The following is a 24363-nucleotide window of genomic DNA, read 5'->3' on the forward strand; positions in this document are numbered from 1 at the left end:
TTCCTTGGTTCGCTGAGTCTCCTGCTTACTAATTGAGCCACTTGAGAGATTCCCGATCCAACGATAGGCCGTTGGTGTGGGTTAAACCGGGTTCATCGCTAAGTTGACTCTCTGCTCTCCGTCAATTACGTAATTTCCGCAAATTAAAAGTAAAAAATATGACCTTAAATATCCATGAATCACTGATACCAGAGGCGGCTCTCTCGGTTACAGGATTAACCGACTACATCCAGGACTTGTTAGAGCGAGATGACCAACTTCGGCAGGTTTGGGTGATCGGGGAAGTCTCTAGTGCGAATCCACATCGGAGTGGAATATTTTTCACACTCCAAGACCCGGATTCTAAGGCGTCGATTCAGTGTGTCGTATGGACTAGCCAACTCGGTAAGCTGGTGCAGTTACCAGTGGCAGGGGAACAGTTGATTATTTTGGGTAGTATCCGAGTTTATCCACAACGGGGACAGTACCAGCTAACGGTTTGGCAGGCATTACCAGCGGGTGAGGGGTTGCAGGCGTTGCGTTATCGCCAGTTGCGAAATCGACTGGAGGCAGAAGGGTTATTGGCTCAATCACGGAAGCGATCGCTCCCCACTCATCCTCAAATTATTGCCGTCGTTACTTCGCCACAAGCTGCCGCCTGGGGGGATATTCAACGCACACTTCGGCATCGGTATCCCGGTTTACATGTCTTGTTATCACCCGCGCAGGTACAGGGAGAATTGGCTCCTGCCTCAATTGTGGAAGCGATTGAGCGAGTTGAGCAGGATGGGAGAGCGCAACTGCTGATTTTATCGCGAGGAGGTGGAGCCTCTGAGGATTTGGCTTGCTTTAATGATGAACGGGTGATCAGGGCGATCGCACAGTGTTCTATTCCCGTCTTAACTGGAATTGGTCATCAACGGGATGAATCTTTGGCAGACTTGGTGGCGGATGTTTGTGCTCACACTCCTACGGCGGCGGCAGAATTAGCGGTTCCGGAACTTGAGAGTCTTTATGGGGAACACCAACAGCGGCAACGCGCCCTTAATAATGCTGTCAATCACGCTTTAGCTGCTTCTCACCAGCAACTGCAACGTCTCAAAGAACGAATGCAGCGCTTACCCCTGGAACGACAACTGCGGGATGAGCAAAAAGCGATCGCACACAAGCGTCAGCAATTAATTCAATGCACATCGAGGCGTCTCAGTCAAGCTAGCCAGCATTGCGAATTTTTGCGGCAACAGCTAGCGACTCTTGACCCAGAGAATGTTTTGAAACGAGGGTATGCGGTGGTAAGAACAGAAAATGGAATGATTGCGCGATCGACCGCTAATTTAGTTACCGGACAGGAATTACAGATTCAGTTGGGTGAGGGGGAAGTAAAAGTTAAAGTAATAAAGATTTTGGACTAGAGTTTAGTTGCTCATCACTCTTGTTCTCGAAGAGCGATCGCAATCCTTTAGGGTGATTTTTTATAGTGAGCGATCGCATCCAATGCCATCTGTTTGCTAGAGTCATCTTTGACAGTTTCGGCAACCTCAATGGCTTTGTCATACTGACCTTTCTCAGCTAACTTGATCGCGATCGTTGCTAATGCCCTCGCTTGTAAATCAGCATTGTTGATAGTATTAGCGACCTCAAGGGCCTTGTCGTACTGACCAGCGTTGGCATAACTGAAGGAGCTATAAGCCAACTCTACTGCATTCTCTAAATCAAAGCGTTTTGTCTCAATTGAATCTTTCTCTAAATCAGAGCGTTTTGTCTCATAGGCGTATCTAGAAAGATCTCGTGTGTTTGGGCCGCATTCTAGACCATTTCCTCGCACAATTGGAGCCTCGGCAAGACGTGGGATTTTAGACCAGTTGGATCGCCAATCCCAATTGCCTTCACAGGCGATCGCTCCTGTCAAAAGCTCACCTGTCTGTTGATTACCGACTGTTAGGAAAACAGCCCCAACATAACTCTTGATATTTTTTGTCCGAGCAGTTGCATAATTAAATACAGCTAAGGGTGTGACACGAATTGAATATTCGTAATTTACTGTCTGATTTTTAATGCCAACACCCAACTCTTGTAAGGAATGGGTAAACTCTTGGTACTCTAAGAAGTAGGCTTGCTGGGCGCGGTTCATTGCGCCCATATTGTTTTTCGCTTCCGCTTGACGAGCCTTCCAAACCATGCCCAACGAAGAAGGAAGAGCAATGGCAATAAGAAAGGCAACAATATATTGGAAAACAGCTATATTGATAGCACCCTCACGACCTTTCGGGGTGGTTTTTTGAGTGTCTGTATCAGCTGTTTCTAGCAGGGAACTAGGGGAACTATTGGCTTGCAAAGCCTCAAGCGCTTCATGTGCATTGGAGAAGCGCAGTTCTGGAGCTGGATCGATTAGCGTCTCTAGCCAGTGAGCGAAACTGGGAGACAAGCTGACTTTATCTCGAAATTGCAAGCGCATCTCACGCTGTGGCAAATCTACAGGTGCAGTACCTGTTAACAAATGAATCAGAGTGGCTCCCAGTGCGTAGAGATCGCTCGCTGGCACGGCACGTCCCCACAACTGTTCTGGTGGAGCATAGCCTCCCGTGCCAACTACAGTGAAGGTGGCACCCTCTGCCTTGGCTCTCTCTTGCACTGCACCGAAATCTACGAGATAGGCTTGGCGATATTTTTGCCAAATAATGTTGCTAGGTTTGATGTCGCGATGCAGCACTGGCGGACTCAGCTCATGCAGATAAATTAGTATGTTCAGCAAGTGGATAGCTATCTGTTTTGCCTCTGCTTCTGTAAAGCGTTTGCCTTTCTTCAATAGCTGCTGCAAGGTGTACCCTGGAATGTAGTCTTGCACTAAGCAAAACCAAGGTAAATTACCGCTATTAGACGGCTCAGTGGAAAAATAATCCCGATATTTAGAAATGCGGGGATGATTGAGATGTTTCAGAACTTGAGCTTCCCGTTCAAATAATTTGAGGTCGTCCCAGTGGATTTGGGGACTAAAGGGCAGTAGCTTAACAATTACCTGCTCTCTGGATTGGGTTGCTAAATCAACACCCAACCAAGTTTGACGACCAGCATTGTTCCCTAACTGTTGCTTGAGTTGATAACGTTCGTGTAAAATCTGTTCTGATTGCAGCATCAGGTGTTGCCTTTTGTTACTTGGTAATGACTAATAAAAAATGGTAGAAAATTAGCATTGCAATTTATTGTTTTAGCCAGGTTTTAATCTCTTCAACTAACCACTCAATCTCAGGTTTAATTAGGTTTTGATTAAACACATATCTTTGCTGTGTCGTCTGGATAAATATCCCTTCATGGGGAATTGATCTAATGATTTTAATTTCTGATGTGTGACCTAGCTGGCGGCGATTGCTCCGAAATACAAACAGTTGCCTCCCTATGCCAAAACCCTTTTTGTCAAAGTAGAGGTAGTTATGTCCGAAGCAAGCGATAAATCCTTCTAGTAAGTTGAATAATACACCAGATTTTAGCCAGGAAATAAACACCAATAAAATTGAAACAAGTAGGATAGCTAAGGTGAAATCAGAAGAAAAATAAATAAACAATGCGGCAAATACTAAACTAGGCAATCCTAGAAGTATTCCAGTGGCTATAGTTAATATCAATTTACCAAAACAATTGTTCGCTGCTTCCTTGATTTTTGCGACAACGCCAAACTTGAGCCATAACCAAATCAGCAAACCTATCAATAAACAAAAGGTAATAGGTACAACGTTTGCAAGACGTGAATTGATTGAAGAAACATGGAAGAGCAACATTGATAATCCAATAATTGGTAATGTTGTGATTAATGACCAGCCTAATGCATGAACCAATTTAGTGCAAAAATCAACAAAATTCTGCAAAACAGTTTTTCCTAGATGTATCTTAAGGCTCAACTGTCTCGGAGATTTCTTCAGTCGAATACGGCTACCAACAGTTTGACGAATTTTTGGCTCTGAATAGGTAAGAAAACGTCCCGTTTGAAGAGCTTCTAGTGCTTGATTGGCTGAACTAAACCGCCGCTCTAAATCAGGTTCTGTAAGGCATTGAATCCAGTTGAGAAAACTAGGCTGGAGACTGATGCGATCGCAAAATTGTATGCGTAACTTACTCTGGGGTAAATCGGCGGGGGAAGTGCCAGTTAATAAATGAATTAAGGTTGCTCCTAGTGCATACAAATCGGATGCCGGAACTGCCTTTCCATAAAACTGTTCCAAGGGGGCATAACCAGCCGTACCAACTATAGTGAATGTTGCTCCCTCAACCGCAAATGGGTCAGCTACCGCACCAAAATCTACCAGATAGACTTGCTCATCCTCTCCCCAAATTAGGTTGCTGGGTTTGATATCGCGATGCAGTACGGGGGGATTTAACCCATGTAAGTAAGTTAGAATTTCGAGTACTTGGATAGCAAGCGATCGCACCTGCTCTTGTGTAAAGTGCTGACCCTGATCAAGGAGTTGTTGGAGAGACTTGCCCGGAATATAGTCTTGCACCAAAGCAAACCAGCATAACCCCTTACCAATATCCCCATCTAGGGAAAAATAGTCGCGATACTTGGGCAGGCGGGGATGGTTGAGACTCTTGAGAACTTGAGCCTCTCGCTCAAACAGTTTGAACTCCTCCCACTGCATCTGAGGACTGAACGCCAGCAGCTTAACGATGACAGGTTTGGCTGGAGATGCCTTGATATCTGTGGCTAGCCAAGTTTGACGACCAGCATTATTTCCCAACTGTTGAGAGAGTTGATAACGCTCCCCTACAACTTGCTCTGTTTGCAGCATTGTGTTATATCGACTGGAGTGATAACTATCTATTCGTACAGGCGGCTACCTGAGTTCTCCACGGATTTGTGAGAGAACTCATCCACTTATGTACTTATGTACTTATCTCCAGAGCTTTGCAACTTATGCAAGAAATAGAGTTTTAGAGCAGAGTCTCTTCAAATAAGGTTGACCAATGGTTTGTCTTTTGAGCTGCCTATAGACCTTAAAGTGATTTCTCACAGGGAACGCACGCGCCTCCAGTACCCTTGCTTTGTCAGAGTAATTTTTCAGAGTTTGGACAACCTTTAAAATGGGCTTGTCGCGACTGATAACAACTAAACTCGTTAGCGATCGCCTTCAGTGTTTTCAGCCCTGTGAGACAGAATCCCCACCGCTGTGGATTTTTTTCCAGCTACGGCATACTGCTGAGAAATATCTGCCCAAAGCATGGCTTTAGTATCAGCATCTTGGAGGGTGTTGGCAACCTCAAGAGCTTGGGACAGAATTTCCATCGCTTGGGATGGTTGCCCTGCGACGGCATACTTTTGGGCAATGTCTGTTAACACCCAAGCTTTGATGTCATCATCTGGGATGGTTTTGGCGATCTCAAGGGCTTGGGAGAGGCTGGGACTGGCTTGCACCTGTTGATTCGTGTTGGGAGAGCGAGTAATTGCCTTTAACGCCTTCTCTTTGAGAGGGCTGGAATCGATAGCTTCGGCGACTACAAGGGCTTGGTTATACTGACCCGTGACAGCATAATTAACAGAGTTATAGGCCAAAGCCGAATCCTTGCTTAAAATAATCCGTCCTGTCTCATTGTCTGGGGTGCGATTGAGTAATTGGGTATTGGAGCCACACTCTAGGACGTTACCATGCACAATTGGCTCAGTGACGTCACTCACTTCATCCAGAAGAATAGGCTCACAAGCGAGCGCGATCGTTACAAGCTCATCCGTCCCATTGTTAGCCGATTCAAGGAAGACACCCCCCACATAGCTTGTAATCGCCTTCTGGCGGGACGTTGCATAATTAAATACGGCTAACGGTGTGACACGAGTGGAATATTCGTAGTTTTCTGTCGGATTTTTAATGCCAATCGCGAGGGATTGAACGGAATCGGCAAACTGCTGATGCTTTAAGAAGTACGATTGCTGGGCACGGTTGATGATTCTCAGGCCGCTTTTTCCTTGACATGACTTGCAGCCCTCTCGGTAAACCACAAAAGTAGGTACAGCAACCGCAAAAACAACGATCGCTGCATATTGAAGTAACGCTAAGCCCCCGATCCGACCATAGCGTGCTTTCTGGACAGTTCCTTCACTCCTACGACTGGTGGCTTGCAATGCCATGAGGGCTTGACGTGCCTGGGAAAAGCGCCGTTCGGGAGCGGGGTCTGTGAGTTTCTCAATCCAGTGAGCGAAACTAGGAGTAAGGGTGACTTTATCCTGAAATTGCAGACGCATCCGCTGCTGGGGTAAGTTTGCTGGAGATGTGCCTGTTAACAAATGAATCAGAGTTGCTCCCAAAGCATACAAGTCACTGGCACTCACGGCACGTCCCCACAGTTGTTCGGGTGGAGCATAACCACCAGTTCCTACTACCGTGAAAGTAACTCCCTCTGCCTTCGCTTTTTCTTGCACTGCCCCAAAATCCACCAAGTAAACTTGCCCATCCTCTGCCCAAATAATATTGCTGGGCTTGATGTCGCGATGGAGAACTGGCGGACTTAATTCATGTAAATAAATCAAGATATTGAGCAACTGAGTCGCTATCTCTTTGGCCTCAGCTTCACTAAAGCGCTTGCGACTTTTGAAGAGCTGTTGTAAGGATAAGCCTTTGATATAATCCTGCACTAATCCAAACCAAGGCAAACCTCCACCATCCTCCTTTTCTACCGAAAAATAATCGCGATACTTGGGAATTCGGGGATGGTTAAGATGTTTCAGGACTTGCGCCTCTCGCTCAAATAACTTCAGGTCATCCCATTGAGTCTGAGGGCTAAAAGGCAACAGTTTAACAATGACTGGCTGTTTGGGTTCTGCTGCTAAATCAAAAGCCAGCCAAGTTTGACGACTGGGATTGTTGCTCAATTGTTGAGAGAGTTGATAACGTCCCTGTAAAATCTGTTCGGCTTGCAGCATAATTTTTTGTTGTTTGTTGTGCGTTGATCTCAAATCTGGACTTCACCCTGCTAGACCTCAGGGTCTGGCTTCGCCCCTATCCCGTGTTAGCCCAGCAAGACACCCTAATCTCACGGGTCAAATACCCTAGGGTAGAGATCAATCCACCATCTAAACACTCAAATGGAGCAACTTTAACTCTCATCTCTTTCCTCATTTATCCGGCTGACAGCCAATTTTTAATTTTTTGCGCCAACCATTCGCACTCCGTTTCCCCTAGTTCCTGCCCTAATACATATCTTTGATTGCCCGACTGGATCACTATTCCTTCAAACGGTATCGCTTCAATGCTTTGAATGTCTGAGATTCGACAAGAGCTGTAGTGTTCATTATTAAAACTCAATAAAAATTTATTAAAACCTATATTGTCAAAAGATCGATCAAAGACTATATGGTTTCCTTTTTTATAGAGATAGAGGCTCTGAATGCCGAAGCAAGCCAATCGGGCCTGATTGATATCATCTCGAACTATTTTCAGTTCTTTTACGGTCTTTTTCGCAGACCATAGTAGCAAGATAATTAACGGAATAACCAGCAATAAGGCCGATAGTTTTAAATTCCCCGATAGGATGGCCAATATCACCAAAAACCCCGCTAATATTCCTATTGCTATCGGTGAAATAAGCAAGAGCAATGATGTTAAAGTGAGAAGTAATTTTCCGCCGAACCGAATTAAGTTATGAACAGATAATTGACCGACACGAACTTTGATCACCAACTGATTTTGAGCCGCTTGAGCTTGAATGCGCCGCATTGCAGGTTTACGGCGCGTTGCTTCGGGCAAGGGGAGTGAACGACCCGTTTTAAGAGTATCTAGGGCTTGAGTGGCGCTGACAAATCGCCGTTCTAAATCGGGTTCTGTCATGGATTCAATCCATTGGAGAAAACCGGAGTTAAGGCTAACTTGGTCACGAAATTGAAGGCGTAAATTCCTGTGGGGTAAGTCTGCGGGGGAAATACCGGTCAATAAATGGATTAACGTCGCTCCCAGTGCATACAAATCAGATGCCTCAACGGCCTTACCATAAAACTGTTCTAGGGGTGCATAGCCTGCTGTCCCGACGACGGTGAACGTAGTTCCCTCAAGGGCCATTGGGTCTTGCACGGCACCAAAATCGACGAGATAGACTTGCTCATCCTCTCCCCAAATTAAATTGCTGGGCTTGATATCTCGGTGTAGCACGGGGGGATTCAACCCATGAAGGTAAATCAGAATCTCCAGGACTTGGGTGGCAATGGATTTTACCTGCTCTTCTGAAAAGCGCTGACTCTCATCCAACCGTTGCTCAAGGGAGTAGCCTGGAATAGAATCTTGCACCAAAGCAAACCAGCATAAGCCCTCACCCAGATGTTGATCCAGGGAAAAATAATCGCGATACTTGGGGATTCGGGGATGGTTGAGGGTTTTGAGAACTTGAGCCTCTCGCTCAAACAGCTTGAACTCATCCCACTGCATCTGAGGACTAAAAGCCAGCAGTTTTACAATCACGGGATGAGGAGGTGTTTCTTTCTGATCCTCTGCCCGCCAGGTTTGACGCCCCGCATTTTGCCCTAAACTGTGTTGGAGACAATAGCGCCCCTGTAAGAGTTGTTTGGCTTGCAGCATCTTAATGGCGATGTTTAAATGGGTTGAACAGCGATCTAAAGCTCTTGTAAAGTTAATTTTTACTCCGTAACGGTAGTACCTAGCTCATGGGTGTGACCACTTATGCAATAAAACTCATGAAAGAACCGGATTTCTCAAGGGACAAGACTGACGCATTGAGTTCTTGCTTCCATCCTCATCCCTTCACCTCAAAGATTTAAAGCTGAATTAACGTCCCGACTCCTGACTTGCAGCGCTGTGAGCTTTGATACTTGTGTGAACTTTTTAAAGGTAAAGGAGGAGTTAGATTTTTTCCTGCCTCTATCCTGCAAAATCCCGCAAAACCTGTCAATGTCTGCCCTGCGATAGTGTGTGCCTGATCAGAGACAAATTTAAGCTGGAACCTGTAATTTTTGTAAATTGCCGTAAGTTCTGAGTTGTTCAGCTCTTGACGATGCTGAGGCGACATAACGTGACTCGGAAAGCTCCCAATCCGTAAAGCTACACATTACTAGTGTTTAAAGCTATAAGACTGACACTAAGATCAGGGCGTATTGCCCTTTGGGCACTGACGCTGCCAATTGCACATCACCTGTGATTACTGCCATCTAGACTGATCAAACTACCCCATATTTGCGCTTTAGTCCCCATCTTCTCCAGGCGTTTCTCCTATGCAGAACAACCCCATCGCTGCTGCTTTGCCAGAACCTTTGCCAACAGCGCCCTTAACTTCTTCGGTGAATACGTGGGAAAAGCCTATAGTTCATCCCGAACTCCTCAAGCAGTTGCATAGTATCACTCCCTGCCACTATCGCTTGCCCATATTTGTGGTGTTTTATGCCATTGCCGCAGGTGCTGCATTTCTGCTGGTTCACACCCTTGCAACTCCCTGGTGCTATAGGGTTTGCCTGCCGTTTTATCTGTTGGCGGCGGCTTCCCTACATGGAATAAGCCTGTTTACTCATGAAGGAGTTCATAGCGTCCTCTCTAGTAACCCCCACTGGAATCGGCTATTGAGTATCCTGTGTGCCTTACCCGTAACGATGCAAGCGTTAGAAGAGAAATCCGCTATCACGACTCAAATCCCCACTCCTCCAGCACTGGCTTGGGAAGACTTGGCGGCTATGCCAACATTGGACGCTGCCGTGTTGCAGGTAGCAGCAATTTACGACTTCCGGTGCCATCCTTACCTGATTTGGATGCAATCGCATTCCACCTCCCGTGAAGCATTTCGTCAGAGTCAACTGCCCTTTCGATTTGCAGTGGAGTCGTTTTCCCAGGCACTGGCGGCGGTGTTGGCACGGATACCGTTGCTGGAGGCACGGCTCCCCCTGGCGGATAATGTAGCAGAGGAGCATGGACGTGGCGATCGCTGGCGTTCCCACAAGTATACGTTTCGCCAATATCTCCAGGCATTAGGGGCGACTAGCGCCGAACTGGAAAATCCCTGTACCATCCCAGTTCTAGCCTTCAACCAATCGATTCTCACCTACTGTCTGTCCCAATCGGGAGAAGCAGGCGCTGCTCTGTTGGGCATGATTGAGTATTTATATGTCGGCATCAGTGCGTCAATTGCCCGTACCGTAAACGATCGCAGTTGGGTTGCAGACGGTAGTCAATCCCACTACGCCGTACACGAAAAACTCGATATCGAACACGCCAGAGATTTGCTGATGCTGGCAGCACCCGCTTGGCATGAGCCACGTTCCCGTACCCAGGTTGTGCAAGGACTGGTTCTTGGCGCACACTATTTTTGGAGCCTGTACCGTGATTTGTAGCCCTTTTTCGGAGATTGCCTTTTCTCAGGTGCGGGAAGACCCCAAAATTGAGTTACGGGTGATTGAGCAGTTACAGGAGCGACAGGGACATCCATTGCGAGTCCTGTTGGTTGCCTCCGGAGGGTGTATGGCGTTGAGTTTGCTGGCGAGTTCAGCCGTGGCACAGATTGAAGCCGTTGACTTGAACCCCGCCCAACTTCATTTAGTTGAGTTGCGACGACAAGCTTTTTAAGATTACATCATGGTGCTTTTGCCGAAAAAATGCAGCAACTCGCCGAGTCTAGCCCGTTTGACCTGATCCAATTTTCTAATATCTCTGACTGGATGCCGCTATCTGACTTACACGCCATGCTCACAAGTGCAGTCAATAGCTTAAAACCTGGTGGTGCCTTGATAGGACGCCGACTCAATGGCGATCATCATCTAGCATCGGTTATGGCAGATCATCTTCAGGTTGATGAATCACTCAGTCGCCAATTGCTAGCAGGCGATCGCTCCTTCTTCTACCGGGAAGTTGTCGTTGGGTTTCGATTATGAAATTTCATCGCATCGCCCTGGAAGAACGCCTGCATTTTCAGCCGGGAATTGTGGCACTGGAGCAAGCGGCGACTTATCCCCTCGGTGATGATTTTTTCCAGTTGGATCATGGAAGAGATTACTTTGCTTTTTTTGATCGCCTCGGTGAAGTCAACAACTATCTAGCTCTAGATGGCGATCGCGTTGCAGCCGTTGGCGCGGGTGTGCTGCGCCAGATTCCCTACTCTCAGGATGAAGGGGTTCGTTCGGCTTGGTATCTGTGCGATTTGAAAGTTCATCCCGATTACCAGCGCCAACATCTATCCTTGCGATTATTGCGTTACGCACTTAATTATGATATGAAGCGTTGTGATCGGGGCTACACCATCTCCATGAATCCGGGTGATGGCAGCCCTAACTGCCTAGTCCGTATTTTTGAACGGTTCGCTTCAGTCACATTTCGTTGTACAACTACGCTGAGATTATATAGCCTAGACGCAGAAAAGATGAGCGTTCTGGCACCTTTGCTGGCTGAACATCGGGGCACAATCTCTTATTTGTCACTTCAGGGGCTGAAGGACTTGAGGCTTCAGAGTACGGGGCAAATCTTACCATTGTTCCATGTCCAGTGGGGAGCTACCGCACATCAAGGTATTTCGGAACCCTTACCGGGATACACCCATATGTTCTGCGTGCCAGACAAGGATGATTTAGCGCTGGCGCTTGCTGCACGCAGCATCGAGGTGACGGCAACTGCCAGTGTGGTTAGTCATGGGATGGACGAGAGTGATTGGCGCTTTATCCTCACCAGTGATATTTGAGTCCGAGAGGGGTAAGCTGGGGAGTTGGGGAGAGGAGTTAAGCTCTTGCAGAGAGATTGAGTTCTTTGTCAAAGTGAGAGAGTCTCAACTTAATTACTGGTGTTATGATTAAACCCGTTGGTGCCTCGAAATCCCCTCAAGTTGATGCCTCCCGTCCAAAAAATTGGAACTACGAGACAACTGTTGCTCAAGTAGAAACGATTATTCAGCAGATTGAAACGGGTGAATTAGAGCTAGCAGACGTTTTTGAGCAATTTGCCGCCGCTGTGAGGTACTTACGTCAGTGTGAGGCTTTCCTACAAGAGCGGCAGCAACAAATGGATTTGTTGATTGAGACACTCGAAGAAGAGTCAGATTTTTAGAGTGCTGTAACCCTAAAATTGACTTTATTTTGACCGATTATCTAGCCCAGTCTTTGAATTCCCACATGTTGTGTAAAGGCATACCAATCTTTACTAAATCCCTTAAATTCAATACCTTTTAAGGCAAATTTAACATGATTCCGATCAATGGGTAATTTAACAATGTTATTGGCATCTGGCTTGTCTGTTAAAAGCACCAGTTCAGTGCCTGCGGGGATGACTTGTTTTGACTGATCGTTGAGTACACTACTATCATCAACGGGTTCTCGCTTGATAACGGTGTCTACGTTGAAGATTAGTTTCAGGAATCCTTGTTGATTCCCGATGGTTTTTTGATCCACAGGAATTTTTACGATATTTTTTTCGGTTTGCTTGGCAACCATTGCATCAACCGTTGTTGCAGCACTGAGGGCTTTTTGAGTGATTTCGGCATCTCTTGAATAGGCGTACCAATCGCTATTAAAGCCCTTGAATTGAAGTTTTTCAAACGTTAGTCTATAGTGGTCTTGGTTGCTGGCGGGTGGCCCATAGGATTGGATCACAAGTAACGTACCCACAGGAACCGACAGAAGCTTATTACTTGGCAGTTGCGATGATTGAACAGCTTCTCGCTTCAGAAATGTATCTCCTTTGAAGAGAATTCGGGTTAAACTTGCCATATTTTATCCTGAAAATTAGATAACTTTGACCATGCATAATCTAACTGATACTTCCCCCTTTACAGGCTTACTTGTTAGATATTTATATATTTCTTAAGCCTGCACGAATGATTTGTTGTTTCCAAAGGAGAAAGAAAGGAGGGCGATCGCATCCTTCACCCTTTCAAGAGCGTGATTTAACTGATACTGCCACGCTTGCGGGCTTCCTTATAAGAGGTTCCGACATTTCTTAATCCGACGCGAATCATTTGTTGTTCGAGCAGGGCGAAGAAACGGGCGCGATCGCCACCTCGAACCACAGCTTGATTATGCGCCTCTGCCAATGCCACCGGATAGCCAAACCCCTTGTGAACCTGTGCTAGGGTCAAACTGAGAGCTTGATTGAGTAATGAGGAATTCTCTGCAACCCATTGGGGCATTTCGATCCGCGCCACTTCTGTGCCAACGTGGACATAGCAAAAGTAGATGCGATGATCGCCGTATAATTCCAAAATTCGGGCAGAACTGCGAAACAGGGGACTGCGTTGTCCAGGTTGCAACAAGGTAGTCCAAAACGCGGCATCACGCAAGGGGTCAACAATTTGGCAGGGCAACTTATCGATGATGCTAGCGCAGTGAGTCGCGCAGTCAGGCGTCGGGTGAGGACAAGCTTGTAGCCGCAGGAAATTTAACGCTTCCAGACTTCGTGAGGCGCTCAAGTATCCTAACAGGGGAACGTTAACAGAACGCAGTTGATTCCAGGCGTCTAAAATGGGGGGTAAAATGCGATCGCGTGCCTCCCCTGGCATCCCTTCCAGAAACCAGTAAATCAGCGAACCATCCACCATCGCTAGATTAGGAATATCAAAGTGGGGGCCTGGTGGATTGACCCAACGGCAGGCCATTTCGGCTAACATAATGACCTCTGAAACAGTCCGCCGATGCCCCATCCATTCTTCGGTGCGAATGCCCCATTGCCGGGAAACATATAAGTCTTCGGGTCGGTAAAATACTTCAGGTAAGCTATCTAACAGAGGATGCAAACTCTGCCCATAGTGCAACATCACCCGACCGACATTAATCAGATAACAGTAGGCAATTTCATGATGAGAGGGCGCAATTTGTGACCCATCGGTGGCGAAGATGCTATGGCTTTCTGGGGGAGAATTGAGGTCAATTCGAGTATCCAGGGGTTCAATCGGTGTGGCGGCGGTGAACGTCATGCGCTCGCGCCATTGTTGTTGCCGCTTCACCAATTCTTCCTGTTGTAGCAGAGCCTGTAATAGCAGTTTTTGACCAAGTTCCAATCGTTGGCGACTCGCCGCTGCCTCTAATCTCAAGTGCTGACTAATTCCCGGAATTTGCCCTGCAAGTTTTGTTAAATCTAGCATTGGTCAAGAGAGTTAAAAGTTGCAAGGTTGATTGTTAAAAATTTGGGAGAACAGTTGAACGTTGAAAGGTTGAAAATTAGAAAAATTATCAGATAAACCGCTAACTTTCAACTGACTCACCAATACGTCGCCTTCTACTCCTCAATACAAGCTTATAGCTTGACAACCTAAACAGGCCAAACTGAAAAATCCTGTGCAAACTCTGCCAAGGACAATAGCTGAATTTTGGGGTCATTCCGCGCTACTTCCTGATGTGCGGTTGTGTTATAACCCCAATCGGCTAAGTAGAGTCTTACCTCTGTGAGGTCAGGTTGCTGTTGTACGGATTGTAAGGTTTTCAGCCGATCTTCCACAAACCAGAGCGTCGTCGCGTCACCAGAAAACATTTCAAACAGTTGTCGCAGTGTTTGGTGTTTAGGGCGCTTGCACTCTTTGCCGATAATTCGCTCCTCCGGGAGTTCAATTCCTTGTTGCTGTAAAAGCTGTTTGACGAAGCGCCCTTCTTTGGTCGTGACGATGAACAGTTGTGTTATGGTTTCGGGGGATGATGTCTGTGCCGCGCCCAGTGTTTGAGAAAGCCGCTCGATTACACCCGGATAGAATCGATGCAAACCTAACCAACTCTCTAAATCGGTAGCAATCCACTCATCCCGAACCGCATCGACTCGCTTACTGATATCGGCTGAATCCAATTTTTCGGTTTCAATCAGGGATTGGGCTACTTTTGGCCAATCTTGCAAAATCTTGTCTTCGGAGATGCCGAGTACGAGTGCTCTGAGTAAAACAGGCATTTCCCAGCCGATTTCGACTACGGGGCGTAAACGGTAGAATTGAGAGGCTAAGTCGGTTGGTGGTGTCTGGCTATCAGGTTTCCAGAGTTGAGAATAGGTACGCCAGGAAGTCTGGAAATACTCAAGTAATCCGTCACAGAGGACACCGTCAAAATCGAGAGCGAGAATTCTGGGGGAACGAGCCGGCATAGTTAGAGTCGCTGGAACTTTACTTTCTTTTGCTGACAAAATATCATCTATCTTAAGGGTGAGAGAAGTGGTGGAGTAGATCAGGTAGGATTTCGCTTCTGGAAAGCTAGATATTGCCAAAACCTGGGGAGGAAAGGGTAGATTTATAGCCTATCAAAATAGCAGTGATTGCGATCTTAAATAACTGTGATCTAAATCAATACGAGCTGTGACTGGAAATAAATAACCTAGCATTTAAAAGGTTTTCAGCTATGTCCGCTCGCTTTTGGGATAGCGGTAATGTTCCGGAAAATTTGAACTTCGAGAAATCTTTAAATATAACTTACACATACTCATGGCAACTTTACAGCTAAGTTAATCGTCTCACCTTAGGATAATGTTGTGGAGAGTTTACCGCTGGAGCAAGGAAGCTTGTTATCCGAAGCTTTATAGCCCGACAATTAAGCCTAACATCGATTTTTAGGAAACTGAAACATTAATTTTAAATGATGTATTCAGTATAACTAATAAAAACTTTTTCAAAAAAAGGGTGCTTTAAAAACACAAATTTATCAGGGATTTAGGTTAAATAGAGGGCTACAGTCTGAAACATATTAAAATCCAAAGAGGCATCCATGAAATTCAATCAGAAACTAGCTCAAGGCTTATTTTTATGCCTAACACCTTTAGTTACAGGCTCTGTATTCGCTACTTTACCGGGCTTTGCTGCAACTCTAGCTACTTCTGAAGCAACCCTAAATTTTAGCAACTTTAGTCATAATCCTGTCACCATTGAGACAGAGAAAACGCCTAATCCTTCCCAGAGTACAAATGACGGTCAAGTCGTAACCGAATCTAAGGCTGACGCGATTTTTAGCCTCGATCGTTCTAACGTCTCTGCAACAACAGCCAATAGTTCATCGATTAGTACTGTTCAGGGAGATGGTTATGGCTACTCCGGGACAGCACAAACCTCTGCAAGATTGGCCGGTTACAATTTCCAGGTTGCCGCCAACGAAACCTTTTCCTTGGACTTTACGGGTTCGTTAAAGCTCAACACCCGTGTGGATTATGACTCAGAAACAGCAAATGCTTTTGGCAATATAGTGTTTCAGTTGTTAGATAGCAATAACTTGAATACTCCGCTAGCTTTCTTCACTATTTCCAGTGGATTGGACTCTTTAAATAATAGTGATTTTCTTCTGGAACCTTTTACTAGCTCAAACGTAACTTTTCTACCCCCTCAAACAAGCTATACAACGTCTTTTGGAGGGAATAAAGAGTCAGTAAATGCTAGTTTCACAGGAAGAATATCTATGTTTTTTGCTAACACAACTAATCTGATTTTAAGGCAGTTTAGTTCCAATTCCACAGGAGCTTCTTGCCCTAGCCGCTAAATTATCCAGAAGGATGAGATCAAGAGCTTAGCCATTCTGTCAATCACTTTTAAGTGAAATACTATGGGAGGGTCAGCTCGCTCTTTTAACAAACTCACCCTTCTATTTTTGGGCAACAAGAGCCAAGAAGATAGGATAGCGATACCCTATTTCAATAATTTTCAACGCCGAGCCTAAGAATTGATGGGTATCGCGTTTCAGAAATTGGTGGGAAAGTGAACCACAATCATGGACGTATTGGGATGAATCCGTGCGCTCGCTTCAGCCTGCACTAGTTGTCCTGGTAAACCCAACAAACGATTCGGTTGAGTATGTGCAGTTCAAAGCCATAAGTCATCCATTGGCAGCATTGGTGAGACTTTTCTGGCAGAGTTTCCTCGTACTAACGAGACGGGAGTATGGGAACTTAACGCTACGGATGCAACCAACAGAGATTTTGGCTCCTTGATGAAGCTCAGTGGGTCGCTTAACATCCCCACCGAAATCAGAAAAAGGGCACCAACAAGGTATTGCCAAGGAACTGAATCCGATTCATCAATAAACTGAACTGAGGGATGAGTTCAGTCATCGCAATTCTTGGGAAAAAGGCTCCCTTAATCGGCTCAATTTCAATCCGACCCGCCCCAAAAGACACGAGCAACAAAGTTGCCAGGACGAAGATAAATTCTGTACTTTCGTCATACCCAAATTGGCAGAAGAACCAGCGACCTAATTTGGGAACGTCCCATAAAACGGCGAAGGTATAAATAGCCAGTGTTGGCATCAAGAATCAGCAAAAACTGAGGGTATGATTTCTTCCGTGAGTTTTGACGACAACGGCGAGAACAAAAAGTCCCAGGACATTGGTAATGAGTGCCCCCCAAAGTAGGGGTTACAGGTTGCGATTGCCTTCGGCACCAGCGAAGCTGATCGCATAATGCCCCACTGGGTGAGAACGGGTAATCATAACAGCGTATGAGTGGCAAAACAAGACGCCACTAGGATTGAAGCCAGTAATATAACTACATTCCTTCTGGTCGATGCTTTAATTCCACCAGTGTGGCAGAGTTGCAGACTCGACTGTTTCACACCGTGGGGAGATGACTTAGACCCTCATAGCCAACGATTCTGAACGTTATAGAGTAATTCGGTCGAAATCAGGGGCTCTTGATTCAAGAATCTTTAGACTTACGCAACATAAAAATTTTGATGAGGAAAAAATCATGTTTGATAGTGGGGGAATAGCACTGGGAAGCAGTAGCTGGATCGCTTGGTTGGCGCAGGTGGCTCCATCCGCTACCGACATCGACACGGCAGAGCAAGCCGCTTTGGTCTTTAGTGGACCTAAATTTTTTACGGCCTTGCTTTCTGGAGTACTGTTGGCGTTTGGCTTTCAGCTATTGTTAACCAACCTCTCCGTTGCCGCCGGGATCTCTTACTTGGGGCGTTCATCCGATTCAGATTCTGATAAAGATGATGACGAGAACCTAGGCGGTACGATTCGCAAAATAAGCACGGGTGTAGGGATTTGGACGGTGGTGACTGTCACCATTGCCCTATTCATTGCTTGTTTCTTAGCGGTGAAACTGAGCTTATTCGATCGCTGGTGGTTCGGGGCGATCGTTGGTTTAGTGATTTGGGCTACCTACTTCTCGCTGCTGGTTTGGGTCAGTTCGACCGCCGTAGGTTCTCTGGTCGGGTCAGTCGTCCATGCCGCGACTTCCGGCTTTCAGGCGATTGTGGGGACGGCTACCGCTGCGATTGGGGGTGGTGTTGCCAGTCGGCAAATGGTGGCTACGGCTGAAGCCGCTGCTGGTGCTTTCCGCCGTGAATTAACCGCCGGTATAGACCCTGTGAGTATCCGGGAGAACGTGGAGGATTACTTACAATCGTTGCGTCCCCCAGAGCTCAATGTGCAAGCGATTCGCTCTGAGTTTGAAAACTTACTCAATGACCCGAATTTGAAGGAAATTGCTAAGAGTGGCAATCTCCGGGACATTGATCGGCAGACGTTTGTGGATTTGGTCAGCAGCCGTAGCGATCTATCCAAACGAGATGTGAATCGGCTTGCCGATCAGCTCGAAGCCGCTTGGAAGAAAACGGTGAACCAGTTGCCGGCACAAAGAGATGCCATGGGGGAATTGGTCGATTACCTGAAAAATTCCACAGCACAGCAACTATTGGGAAGAGAGTTTTCTCAGAGACTGGATGAACTCGTTGGAGAATTGCGCCAACGCCGTCAGTCCCATGAGCAAGAGCAACAGCCAGCTAGTCCAATGGCTCAGGCGATGACGCTGGGAATGAACAGTCTGATTGGGTTGGTGATGGGGCGAACCGATCTTTCTGATTTGGATGTGGAAAAAGTGGTCGGTCAGCTCAAAAAGGTCACAAACCAAGTGGGTGACCAGGCGGGGAAAATTACGGCTCAGGTGAGCAGCGCTCAAGCCGCGTTGCCGTACAGCACAGTTCGAGCAGATGTAGAAAACTATCTACTCGATACTCCCGTCTGGAAGATCACGAATCAACAAATTGTTGAGCAGGAATTTAGGGATGTACTTTATGACCCAGCCGCCGACCCAGGAAACGTTGCTGAGGAGTTGGAGCAGTTGCATCGGTCAGATTTTGCCGACTTGCTGCAACAGAAGGGTCTGCTGACTCAAAAGCAAATTCGGGACATTTCCAACTCCTTAGAAGCGATTCGCTTGGAGGTGTTGACTGAAGCGGAGGCCGCTCAAGAGCGAGGGCGAACCCTGGCTCTGTATCAGGAGGTGGAACAATATCTCCTCACCACCCCTAAACAAGACCTGACTCCAGAAAAAATTCAGCTCAATTTCAAACCGATTCTGGAAGATTCCAATGCGGATTATGGACATCTGAGCAATCGTCTGGCCCAGTTTGACCGCTCTACCTTGGCTCGGATTCTCAGTCAACGCCAAGACTTAACCTTGGAGGAAGCAGACGAGATTATTCCTCACTTAGAACGCGCACACGATCGCGCGCTGGTTGAATCTCAAGAAGTGCAAGAAGCCGCTAAGGCACAAATGGAAGCTCAGTGGCTCAAAGTTCAGTCCTTACTACGCGACACGGGCAGAGCAGAACTGAATCCCGAGCACATTGAGCGGGAGTTGAAAATGGTGTTGCATAGCCCACAAGCCGGATTAGCAGCCCTTCGGGCGAGAGCTGCTCGCTTTGACCGGGATACGTTGGTGCAGCTATTGAACCAGCGTCAAGACCTCAATGAAGATCAAATCAATCAAACGCTGGATCGGGTAGAAAGCTCGTGGACTCGCATCGCTCACGCACCCCAACAAATCGCTGGCAAAGCCAAAGAGCAATACGACCAAGTGATGTCGTCCCTTGCCGATTACCTGCGCTCGACGGGGAAAGCCGAACTCAATCCTGAAGGCATTCAGCGAGACTTAACCAGACTGCTGGACAATCCGAGAGCGGGTACCTATGCTCTGAGATCGCGTTTGGCGCGGATGGATCGGGATACCTTGGTGAAGTTGCTCTCTCAACGGCAGGATTTGAGTGAGGAACAAGCCAATCAGATCATTGACCAGGTACAATCCACGATTCGCAGCATCGTCAAGGCACCCCGACGCTTTGCCAGACGGACTCAGCGTCAGGTGCAAGATTTCCAAGGTACGATCGCCGATTACCTGCGTTCGACTGGGAAGGACGAACTCAATCCTGATGGGATTAAGCGTGATGTTCAGCTACTGCTGCATGATCCCCGCGCTGGAGTATCGAGTTTGAGCGAGCGTTTGTCCCACTTTGACCGAGATACTCTCGTGACGCTGTTGTCCCAGCGGGAGGATATCTCGGAAGCCGATGTGAACCGGATTGTCGATCAAATTCTGGGCGTCCGCGACCAAATGATGGCACAAATGCGGGATTTACAACTCAGCATCCAGGCGTCTGTTGATCGGATTTTTGCCAAAATCCGCAATTATCTCAACAGCTTCGACCGTCCGGAACTCAACTACGATGGCATCAAGTCTGACTTACGTAAGTTATTTGATGACCCACAAGCTGGGTTTGAAGCAATGCGCGATCGCTTGAGTCAGTTTGACCGGGATACCTTGGTGGCAGTCATGAGTTCCCGCGAGGATATTTCTGAGGCTGACGCCAACCGCATCATTGACCAGATTGAGCGTACCCGCAACAGCGTGCTGCATCGGGCAGAACGTATGCAGCAGGAGGCTCAACGACGCATTGAACAGGTCAAGTATCAAGCTCAGCGTCAGGCAGAAGAAACGCGTAAAGCCGCAGCATCGGCGGCTTGGTGGCTGTTTGGCACAGCGTCAGTTTCTGCGATCGCGTCAGCTGTGGCTGGTGCTTTAGCCGTTGCTGGTTAACGGTTGAACTTTTTGCGATCGGTTTTATTGCAGTAAGCCTCTCTATATAGATATAGAGAGGCTTGTTTTTTGGAGTTAGGGATTGAGAGCGATCTCAATGCAAACAAACTGCCACCTTCTAAACTCTCTGATGAAAGTTACTTAAAATCCGTCCAGTTTTCTCTAACAGATTTAAGCCAATTTGATGGATAGCAAACCAATCGCCAGCTATCGCACCGTCTAACTAGGCTGTAGTAGCGGAAAACTTGTAAAATGCTGTGCGGTGTTCCTTAGTGAAATCTAGCTGCGCTCGCGTCAGCAATTGCCGGAGCTTTAGCGGTTGCTGGTCAACAGTTCAGGCTTTGTTGAGCATATATTGCAGCAAGCTTTCCTATTCATCGGGGGTAAAAAGTCATTACCCCCAATGGCAGCAAGGCTCCCAAATCCTAGAACGGTGTTTGACCAAAGGTAAGAAGGTCTGAGCGACTGGTATAAATTTTGTCTTCCACAACACCAATCAAATCATCTCGGTAGTAGATAGCAGTGTCATTAGTTGAATTACCAGAGAAGTTGCTCGACGTATCGAGCCGATAGTCATCCTTGATGCCATAGACTATGATTTTATCGCCTTGTGAGTTCTTGTGAAAATCAACAATTGTGGCATAACCAGCACTGCCATCTCCAAAGTACAAAGCACCCGCATTCACTCCAAGTACAAATTGGTCTGCGTTCGCTCCACCCACTAGCGTGTCTCGCTCTGTGCCACCGCCGTAACCAATAAGGGTATCATTACCATCGCCGCCATACAGTGCGTCGTTGTCGTAGGAGCCATCCAGCCAGTCGTTGCCATCCCCTCCATAGAGCGTATCGTTACCCTTCCAAGCAACTAGGACATCATTGCCACTATCTAGTCCGGCAATATCATTCCCGCCATAGAGGATGTCATCACCCTCCCAACCATCAAGGTAGTCGTCATCTGTACCACCGTACATGGTGTCGTTGCCACCGCCGCCATACAGTGTGTCGTTTCCTTCGTTTCCTTCTAGGTAATTTCCTCCATCAAAATCCAGGGGATCGCTAGTAGAACTAGATCCCACACCCCATAAGATATCGTTACCAATGCCACCATACAAAGAGTCCTTATCGACACCCCCCTTTAATTCATCATTGCCACTACCACCGTAGATAGTATCTGAGCCTGAACCCCCCTCAAAATAGTCGTTACCTGACTCTCCATTACCCCAATCATCATTTGCTTGCAACTGAAATCTATCATTGCCTCCACCCCCATACAATTTAGTTCTTGAACTTCCTGGGGTTAGTGCTGAGTCATCGGCATCATCGTACTGAAGGATGTAATCAAAGACTTTACCTGTCTGTGGATCGGTCACTGGACCTTGCACTGTATCTATCAGCATTTTTATATCTCCCTCGTCGATTTGTAAATTCATCCCAAGCCGTAATTAGGCGAATGCAATTATCAAACTTGGTATTTAAACTGAAGGTTAAGCTTCCTTGGCCTCCTTCTGTCTATTACTCAACTCAAACAGCCAGTGTTTTATGCAAAAATTAAAAAATTAATTTATGTAACAAAATGCATAATATTCAGGTTCTTTAGATTGAGTAATAGACAGAAGTTCCCTAATTTCCTTGACTATGAATAAATACTCACCCTGACACCTGTGCGTTAACCAGACACAACCGAAGCATCAGATTAATACTTCTTCGGGTTATTTGAAGAAACGAAAATAATAGTAAACGCTCTAGTCAAGAGTTGCGCTCCCAGTGGTATTTTCAAAACTATGGATGAGCGACTCGAACAGCTAATCACACAGGTACAACAACACGCTCCCAAAACTGAGGGGTGGCGGTTGGCGTTAACTCAACTGGTTCAAGAAATTCTCCGATCGCGAAAAGTTGGTCGTCCGCCTATCGGTCAACCTCTATCTGGTGTTTATCAGGAGATTTATGAGCAAGTACAACAGCAACTTATACATAAGGTAGGTGAAGAACTTAGCAACTACAACCCAAAACGTATCCCTGTAAGAACATGGGTCAATACTCTACGGCATCATGCATTTAGAACAGTCTTGGATGATCTGCAACTCAAAAAGTTAGCCTTAGAAGCTCAACGACACCCACCCCATAGCGACTTACGACAACATGCTTTAGGCGAATTAGTGGAAGCCATTCGGCTATCGGGCAAGCTTAGCCGCCCACATCGCACAAGATTTTCCCCTCAATTTTATGACCTGCTTTATGAAGAAGCGGTGAATAAAACCTTGATTTATGTCTGTCGGAAGATTGACAAATATGACCCCGAACGTGGTCAAGACAAAAAATTTATGACGTGGGTCAATTTTCGACTGGATCGGGTCATTCTAGAGACCAACAGAGAATTCAAAGACCCAAAAATCGTAGACTTACCTTCACTGAGTGATTTAGAAGAGAGATTACCCTCCGATGAAACACCTTCATTGTTTGACAAACTTCGCGAATCAATAGAGGAGGATGCTAAAAATCTGTTTAAACAGACACATGTCCGAAATCGTTGTGATGCTAATTTTCAAGCGATAGCCTTAGCCAGATTTTCGGGTCAAAGCTGGGAAGAAATTTCAATTAAATTTAGAATTCCCATACCAACATTAAGCAGTTTCTTTCAACGCTCTTGCGAAAAATTCCGCGCTCATTTGAGTCAATAGTTACCCAGCTTCACAGTTATTCTCCCCCTCGATGAGGCAACATCAATGAACCCGAATCAATTAATCATTAACTCCGATCTTGAACCTTGGATTTTCACCGTTCCATTAGCTTTAGAAGCTCACTCGCGAGCAGAGGAGTTCCGGCGTTACCACTCCAATCCTGGCAAAGCCAAACAGGTTTATCTCAATACTCTGGCAGTGTATGCCGTGAATGTTTACTTGGAATGTCGGGGATTTGAGACGAATTTAGAGAGAAGCGATAGTTGGAATCCCAGGATGCAGATGCTGATGGATACGGCTGATTTGCTAGTCAAAGATTGCGGGAAGTTGGAATGTAGACCCGTGTTGCCAGAGGCAGAGGTTGTTGGCGTTCCGCCAGAAGTCTGGGAAGAACGAATGGGCTATGTTGCGGTGCAGCTTTCTGAATCCTTGAGGGAAGCAACGCTGCTGGGATTTGTGCAAAAGGTGGCAAAGTCAGAGGTACCCCTGAGCCAATTGCGCTCGCTGGTAGAGTTACCAGGCTATCTGCATCAAATCAAACCCGTAATCAACCTGAGTCAATGGTTTGAGGATATCTTTGAAGCGGGTTGGCAAGCTGTGGAATCCCTTTTAGGGGAACCTAGCGAGTTCGCGTTTAACTACAGAAGCGCTTCGCTGGACGTGAGACGGTGTAAGGGGATTGAGCTGGCAACGGCAGATCACTCAGTGGCGCTGATTGTCGCGCTTACGGGAGAATCTGAGCAGGACATGGATATTAGCGTAGAGGTGCAGCCCACCAACGGTCAAACCTATCTGCCTGCAAATTTACAGCTAATGGTACTCAATGAGGATGGAGAAGTGGTGATGCATATCCAGGCGGGTAGCGATAATCAGACCATTCAATTAGAGCTTGGCGGGGAAGCCGGAGATCGTTTCGGCGTTAAGGTGGCTTTGGGTGAGGTGAGTGTAACAGAGAATTTCATCATTTAAATAG

At 46.6% G+C, this 24363-nt stretch carries 18 protein-coding genes and 3 pseudogenes; 10 read left to right on the top strand and 11 right to left on the bottom strand.

The annotated features are described in order from the left end of the window. Positions 1-158: 158 nt before the first annotated feature. Entirely contained in the window at positions 159-1391 is a 1233-nt protein-coding gene (gene xseA, locus NDI48_19285; GenBank protein ID MEP0833317.1) for an exodeoxyribonuclease VII large subunit, read from the top strand. A 47-nt stretch (positions 1392-1438) separates the two neighbouring features. Here the strand turns inward: xseA and NDI48_19290 are convergent, their stop codons facing one another. From NDI48_19290 to NDI48_19315, 6 genes and pseudogenes are all read right to left on the bottom strand, one after another. Then, positions 1439-2110 carry a type IV pilin-like G/H family protein gene (locus NDI48_19290; GenBank protein ID MEP0833318.1) on the bottom strand — a complete coding sequence of 224 codons (672 nt, stop codon included), beginning with the start codon at positions 2108-2110 and terminating at the stop codon, positions 1439-1441. Between the two features lie 195 nt (positions 2111-2305). Continuing rightward, positions 2306-3112, bottom strand: a pseudogene (locus NDI48_19295) (serine/threonine protein kinase). Between the two features lie 64 nt (positions 3113-3176). Further along, the gene (locus NDI48_19300; protein MEP0833319.1) at positions 3177-4760 is read right to left on the bottom strand and encodes a serine/threonine protein kinase; all 1584 of its coding nucleotides are present in this window, start codon (positions 4758-4760) and stop codon (positions 3177-3179) included. Positions 4761-5086: 326 nt separating this feature from the next. Further along, entirely contained in the window at positions 5087-6091 is a 1005-nt protein-coding gene (locus NDI48_19305) for a type IV pilin-like G/H family protein (GenBank protein MEP0833320.1), read from the bottom strand. Further along, positions 6080-6883 (bottom strand): annotated as a pseudogene (locus NDI48_19310) (serine/threonine protein kinase). Before NDI48_19310 ends, NDI48_19305 begins: the two are co-directional and overlap by 12 nt. A gap of 196 nt (positions 6884-7079) precedes the next feature. Further along, complete coding sequence (locus NDI48_19315) at positions 7080-8528, bottom strand: serine/threonine protein kinase (protein ID MEP0833321.1); 1449 nt, start codon at positions 8526-8528, stop codon at positions 7080-7082. A 650-nt stretch (positions 8529-9178) separates the two neighbouring features. Between NDI48_19315 and NDI48_19320 the strand changes: the two genes are divergently transcribed. The 5 genes from NDI48_19320 to xseB all read left to right on the top strand — a co-directional run bounded on the left by NDI48_19320 (position 9179) and on the right by xseB (position 11984). Beyond that, positions 9179-10285 carry an iron-containing redox enzyme family protein gene (locus NDI48_19320; GenBank protein MEP0833322.1) on the top strand — a complete coding sequence of 369 codons (1107 nt, stop codon included), beginning with the start codon at positions 9179-9181 and terminating at the stop codon, positions 10283-10285. Next, positions 10275-10517, top strand: coding sequence for a BtaA family protein (locus NDI48_19325; GenBank protein ID MEP0833323.1), 243 nt, complete (start codon positions 10275-10277; stop codon positions 10515-10517). Before NDI48_19320 ends, NDI48_19325 begins: the two co-directional genes overlap by 11 nt. Positions 10518-10546: 29 nt before the next feature. Continuing rightward, positions 10547-10822: a hypothetical protein gene (locus NDI48_19330; protein ID MEP0833324.1), complete on the top strand. Its 276-nt coding sequence runs from the start codon at positions 10547-10549 to the stop codon at positions 10820-10822. Beyond that, the gene (locus NDI48_19335) at positions 10819-11622 is read left to right on the top strand and encodes a GNAT family N-acetyltransferase (GenBank protein MEP0833325.1); all 804 of its coding nucleotides are present in this window, start codon (positions 10819-10821) and stop codon (positions 11620-11622) included. Before NDI48_19330 ends, NDI48_19335 begins: the two co-directional genes overlap by 4 nt. Before the next feature lie 104 nt (positions 11623-11726). Further along, entirely contained in the window at positions 11727-11984 is a 258-nt protein-coding gene (xseB, locus tag NDI48_19340; GenBank protein MEP0833326.1) for an exodeoxyribonuclease VII small subunit, read from the top strand. A gap of 41 nt (positions 11985-12025) precedes the next feature. Here the strand turns inward: xseB and NDI48_19345 are convergent, their stop codons facing one another. From NDI48_19345 to NDI48_19355, 3 genes are all read right to left on the bottom strand, one after another. Next, a complete protein-coding gene (locus tag NDI48_19345; protein ID MEP0833327.1) occupies positions 12026-12643 on the bottom strand; it encodes a hypothetical protein in 618 nt (205 codons plus the stop codon). Between the two features lie 176 nt (positions 12644-12819). Beyond that, complete coding sequence (locus NDI48_19350; GenBank protein MEP0833328.1) at positions 12820-14013, bottom strand: DNA double-strand break repair nuclease NurA; 1194 nt, start codon at positions 14011-14013, stop codon at positions 12820-12822. A gap of 167 nt (positions 14014-14180) precedes the next feature. Beyond that, positions 14181-14993 carry an HAD family hydrolase gene (locus tag NDI48_19355; protein ID MEP0833329.1) on the bottom strand — a complete coding sequence of 271 codons (813 nt, stop codon included), beginning with the start codon at positions 14991-14993 and terminating at the stop codon, positions 14181-14183. A 614-nt stretch (positions 14994-15607) separates the two neighbouring features. Here NDI48_19355 and NDI48_19360 point away from each other — a divergent pair. Then, positions 15608-16369: a hypothetical protein gene (locus tag NDI48_19360; protein MEP0833330.1), complete on the top strand. Its 762-nt coding sequence runs from the start codon at positions 15608-15610 to the stop codon at positions 16367-16369. Between the two features lie 407 nt (positions 16370-16776). Here the strand turns inward: NDI48_19360 and NDI48_19365 are convergent. Beyond that, positions 16777-17365, bottom strand: a pseudogene (locus NDI48_19365) (cation:proton antiporter). A 206-nt stretch (positions 17366-17571) separates the two neighbouring features. On the opposite strand from NDI48_19365, the gene NDI48_19370 reads away from it, so the two are divergent. Further along, positions 17572-20709: a YrzE family protein gene (locus tag NDI48_19370; protein ID MEP0833331.1), complete on the top strand. Its 3138-nt coding sequence runs from the start codon at positions 17572-17574 to the stop codon at positions 20707-20709. Positions 20710-21134: 425 nt separating this feature from the next. Here the strand turns inward: NDI48_19370 and NDI48_19375 are convergent, their stop codons facing one another. Next, the gene (locus tag NDI48_19375; protein MEP0833332.1) at positions 21135-22106 is read right to left on the bottom strand and encodes a hypothetical protein; all 972 of its coding nucleotides are present in this window, start codon (positions 22104-22106) and stop codon (positions 21135-21137) included. A gap of 384 nt (positions 22107-22490) precedes the next feature. On the opposite strand from NDI48_19375, the gene NDI48_19380 reads away from it, so the two are divergent. Together NDI48_19380 and NDI48_19385 are read left to right on the top strand one after the other, a co-directional pair. Further along, positions 22491-23390: a hypothetical protein gene (locus NDI48_19380; GenBank protein MEP0833333.1), complete on the top strand. Its 900-nt coding sequence runs from the start codon at positions 22491-22493 to the stop codon at positions 23388-23390. Between the two features lie 45 nt (positions 23391-23435). Further along, positions 23436-24359, top strand: a complete 924-nt coding sequence (locus NDI48_19385) for a DUF1822 family protein (GenBank protein MEP0833334.1) — start codon at positions 23436-23438, stop codon at positions 24357-24359. The last annotated feature ends 4 nt before the right edge of the window (positions 24360-24363 follow it).

The sequence above is a fragment of the Microcoleus sp. AS-A8 genome, from assembly GCA_039962225.1.
Classification (GTDB): Bacteria; Cyanobacteriota; Cyanobacteriia; order Cyanobacteriales; family Coleofasciculaceae; genus Allocoleopsis.

Coding starts and splice junctions, on each gene's coding strand:
- NDI48_19345 (MEP0833327.1), bottom strand. CDS start 12,643: ATGGCAAGTTTAACCCGAATTCTCTTCAAAGGAGATACATTTCTGAAG.
- NDI48_19335 (MEP0833325.1), top strand. CDS start 10,819: ATGAAATTTCATCGCATCGCCCTGGAAGAACGCCTGCATTTTCAGCCG.
- NDI48_19315 (MEP0833321.1), bottom strand. CDS start 8,528: ATGCTGCAAGCCAAACAACTCTTACAGGGGCGCTATTGTCTCCAACAC.
- NDI48_19360 (MEP0833330.1), top strand. CDS start 15,608: ATGAAATTCAATCAGAAACTAGCTCAAGGCTTATTTTTATGCCTAACA.
- NDI48_19305 (MEP0833320.1), bottom strand. CDS start 6,091: ATGGCATTGCAAGCCACCAGTCGTAGGAGTGAAGGAACTGTCCAGAAA.
- NDI48_19320 (MEP0833322.1), top strand. CDS start 9,179: ATGCAGAACAACCCCATCGCTGCTGCTTTGCCAGAACCTTTGCCAACA.
- xseA (MEP0833317.1), top strand. CDS start 159: ATGACCTTAAATATCCATGAATCACTGATACCAGAGGCGGCTCTCTCG.
- NDI48_19300 (MEP0833319.1), bottom strand. CDS start 4,760: ATGCTGCAAACAGAGCAAGTTGTAGGGGAGCGTTATCAACTCTCTCAA.
- NDI48_19330 (MEP0833324.1), top strand. CDS start 10,547: ATGCAGCAACTCGCCGAGTCTAGCCCGTTTGACCTGATCCAATTTTCT.
- NDI48_19290 (MEP0833318.1), bottom strand. CDS start 2,110: ATGAACCGCGCCCAGCAAGCCTACTTCTTAGAGTACCAAGAGTTTACC.
- NDI48_19385 (MEP0833334.1), top strand. CDS start 23,436: ATGAACCCGAATCAATTAATCATTAACTCCGATCTTGAACCTTGGATT.
- NDI48_19380 (MEP0833333.1), top strand. CDS start 22,491: ATGGATGAGCGACTCGAACAGCTAATCACACAGGTACAACAACACGCT.
- NDI48_19375 (MEP0833332.1), bottom strand. CDS start 22,106: ATGCTGATAGATACAGTGCAAGGTCCAGTGACCGATCCACAGACAGGT.
- NDI48_19355 (MEP0833329.1), bottom strand. CDS start 14,993: ATGCCGGCTCGTTCCCCCAGAATTCTCGCTCTCGATTTTGACGGTGTC.
- NDI48_19370 (MEP0833331.1), top strand. CDS start 17,572: ATGTTTGATAGTGGGGGAATAGCACTGGGAAGCAGTAGCTGGATCGCT.
- NDI48_19350 (MEP0833328.1), bottom strand. CDS start 14,013: ATGCTAGATTTAACAAAACTTGCAGGGCAAATTCCGGGAATTAGTCAG.
- xseB (MEP0833326.1), top strand. CDS start 11,727: ATGATTAAACCCGTTGGTGCCTCGAAATCCCCTCAAGTTGATGCCTCC.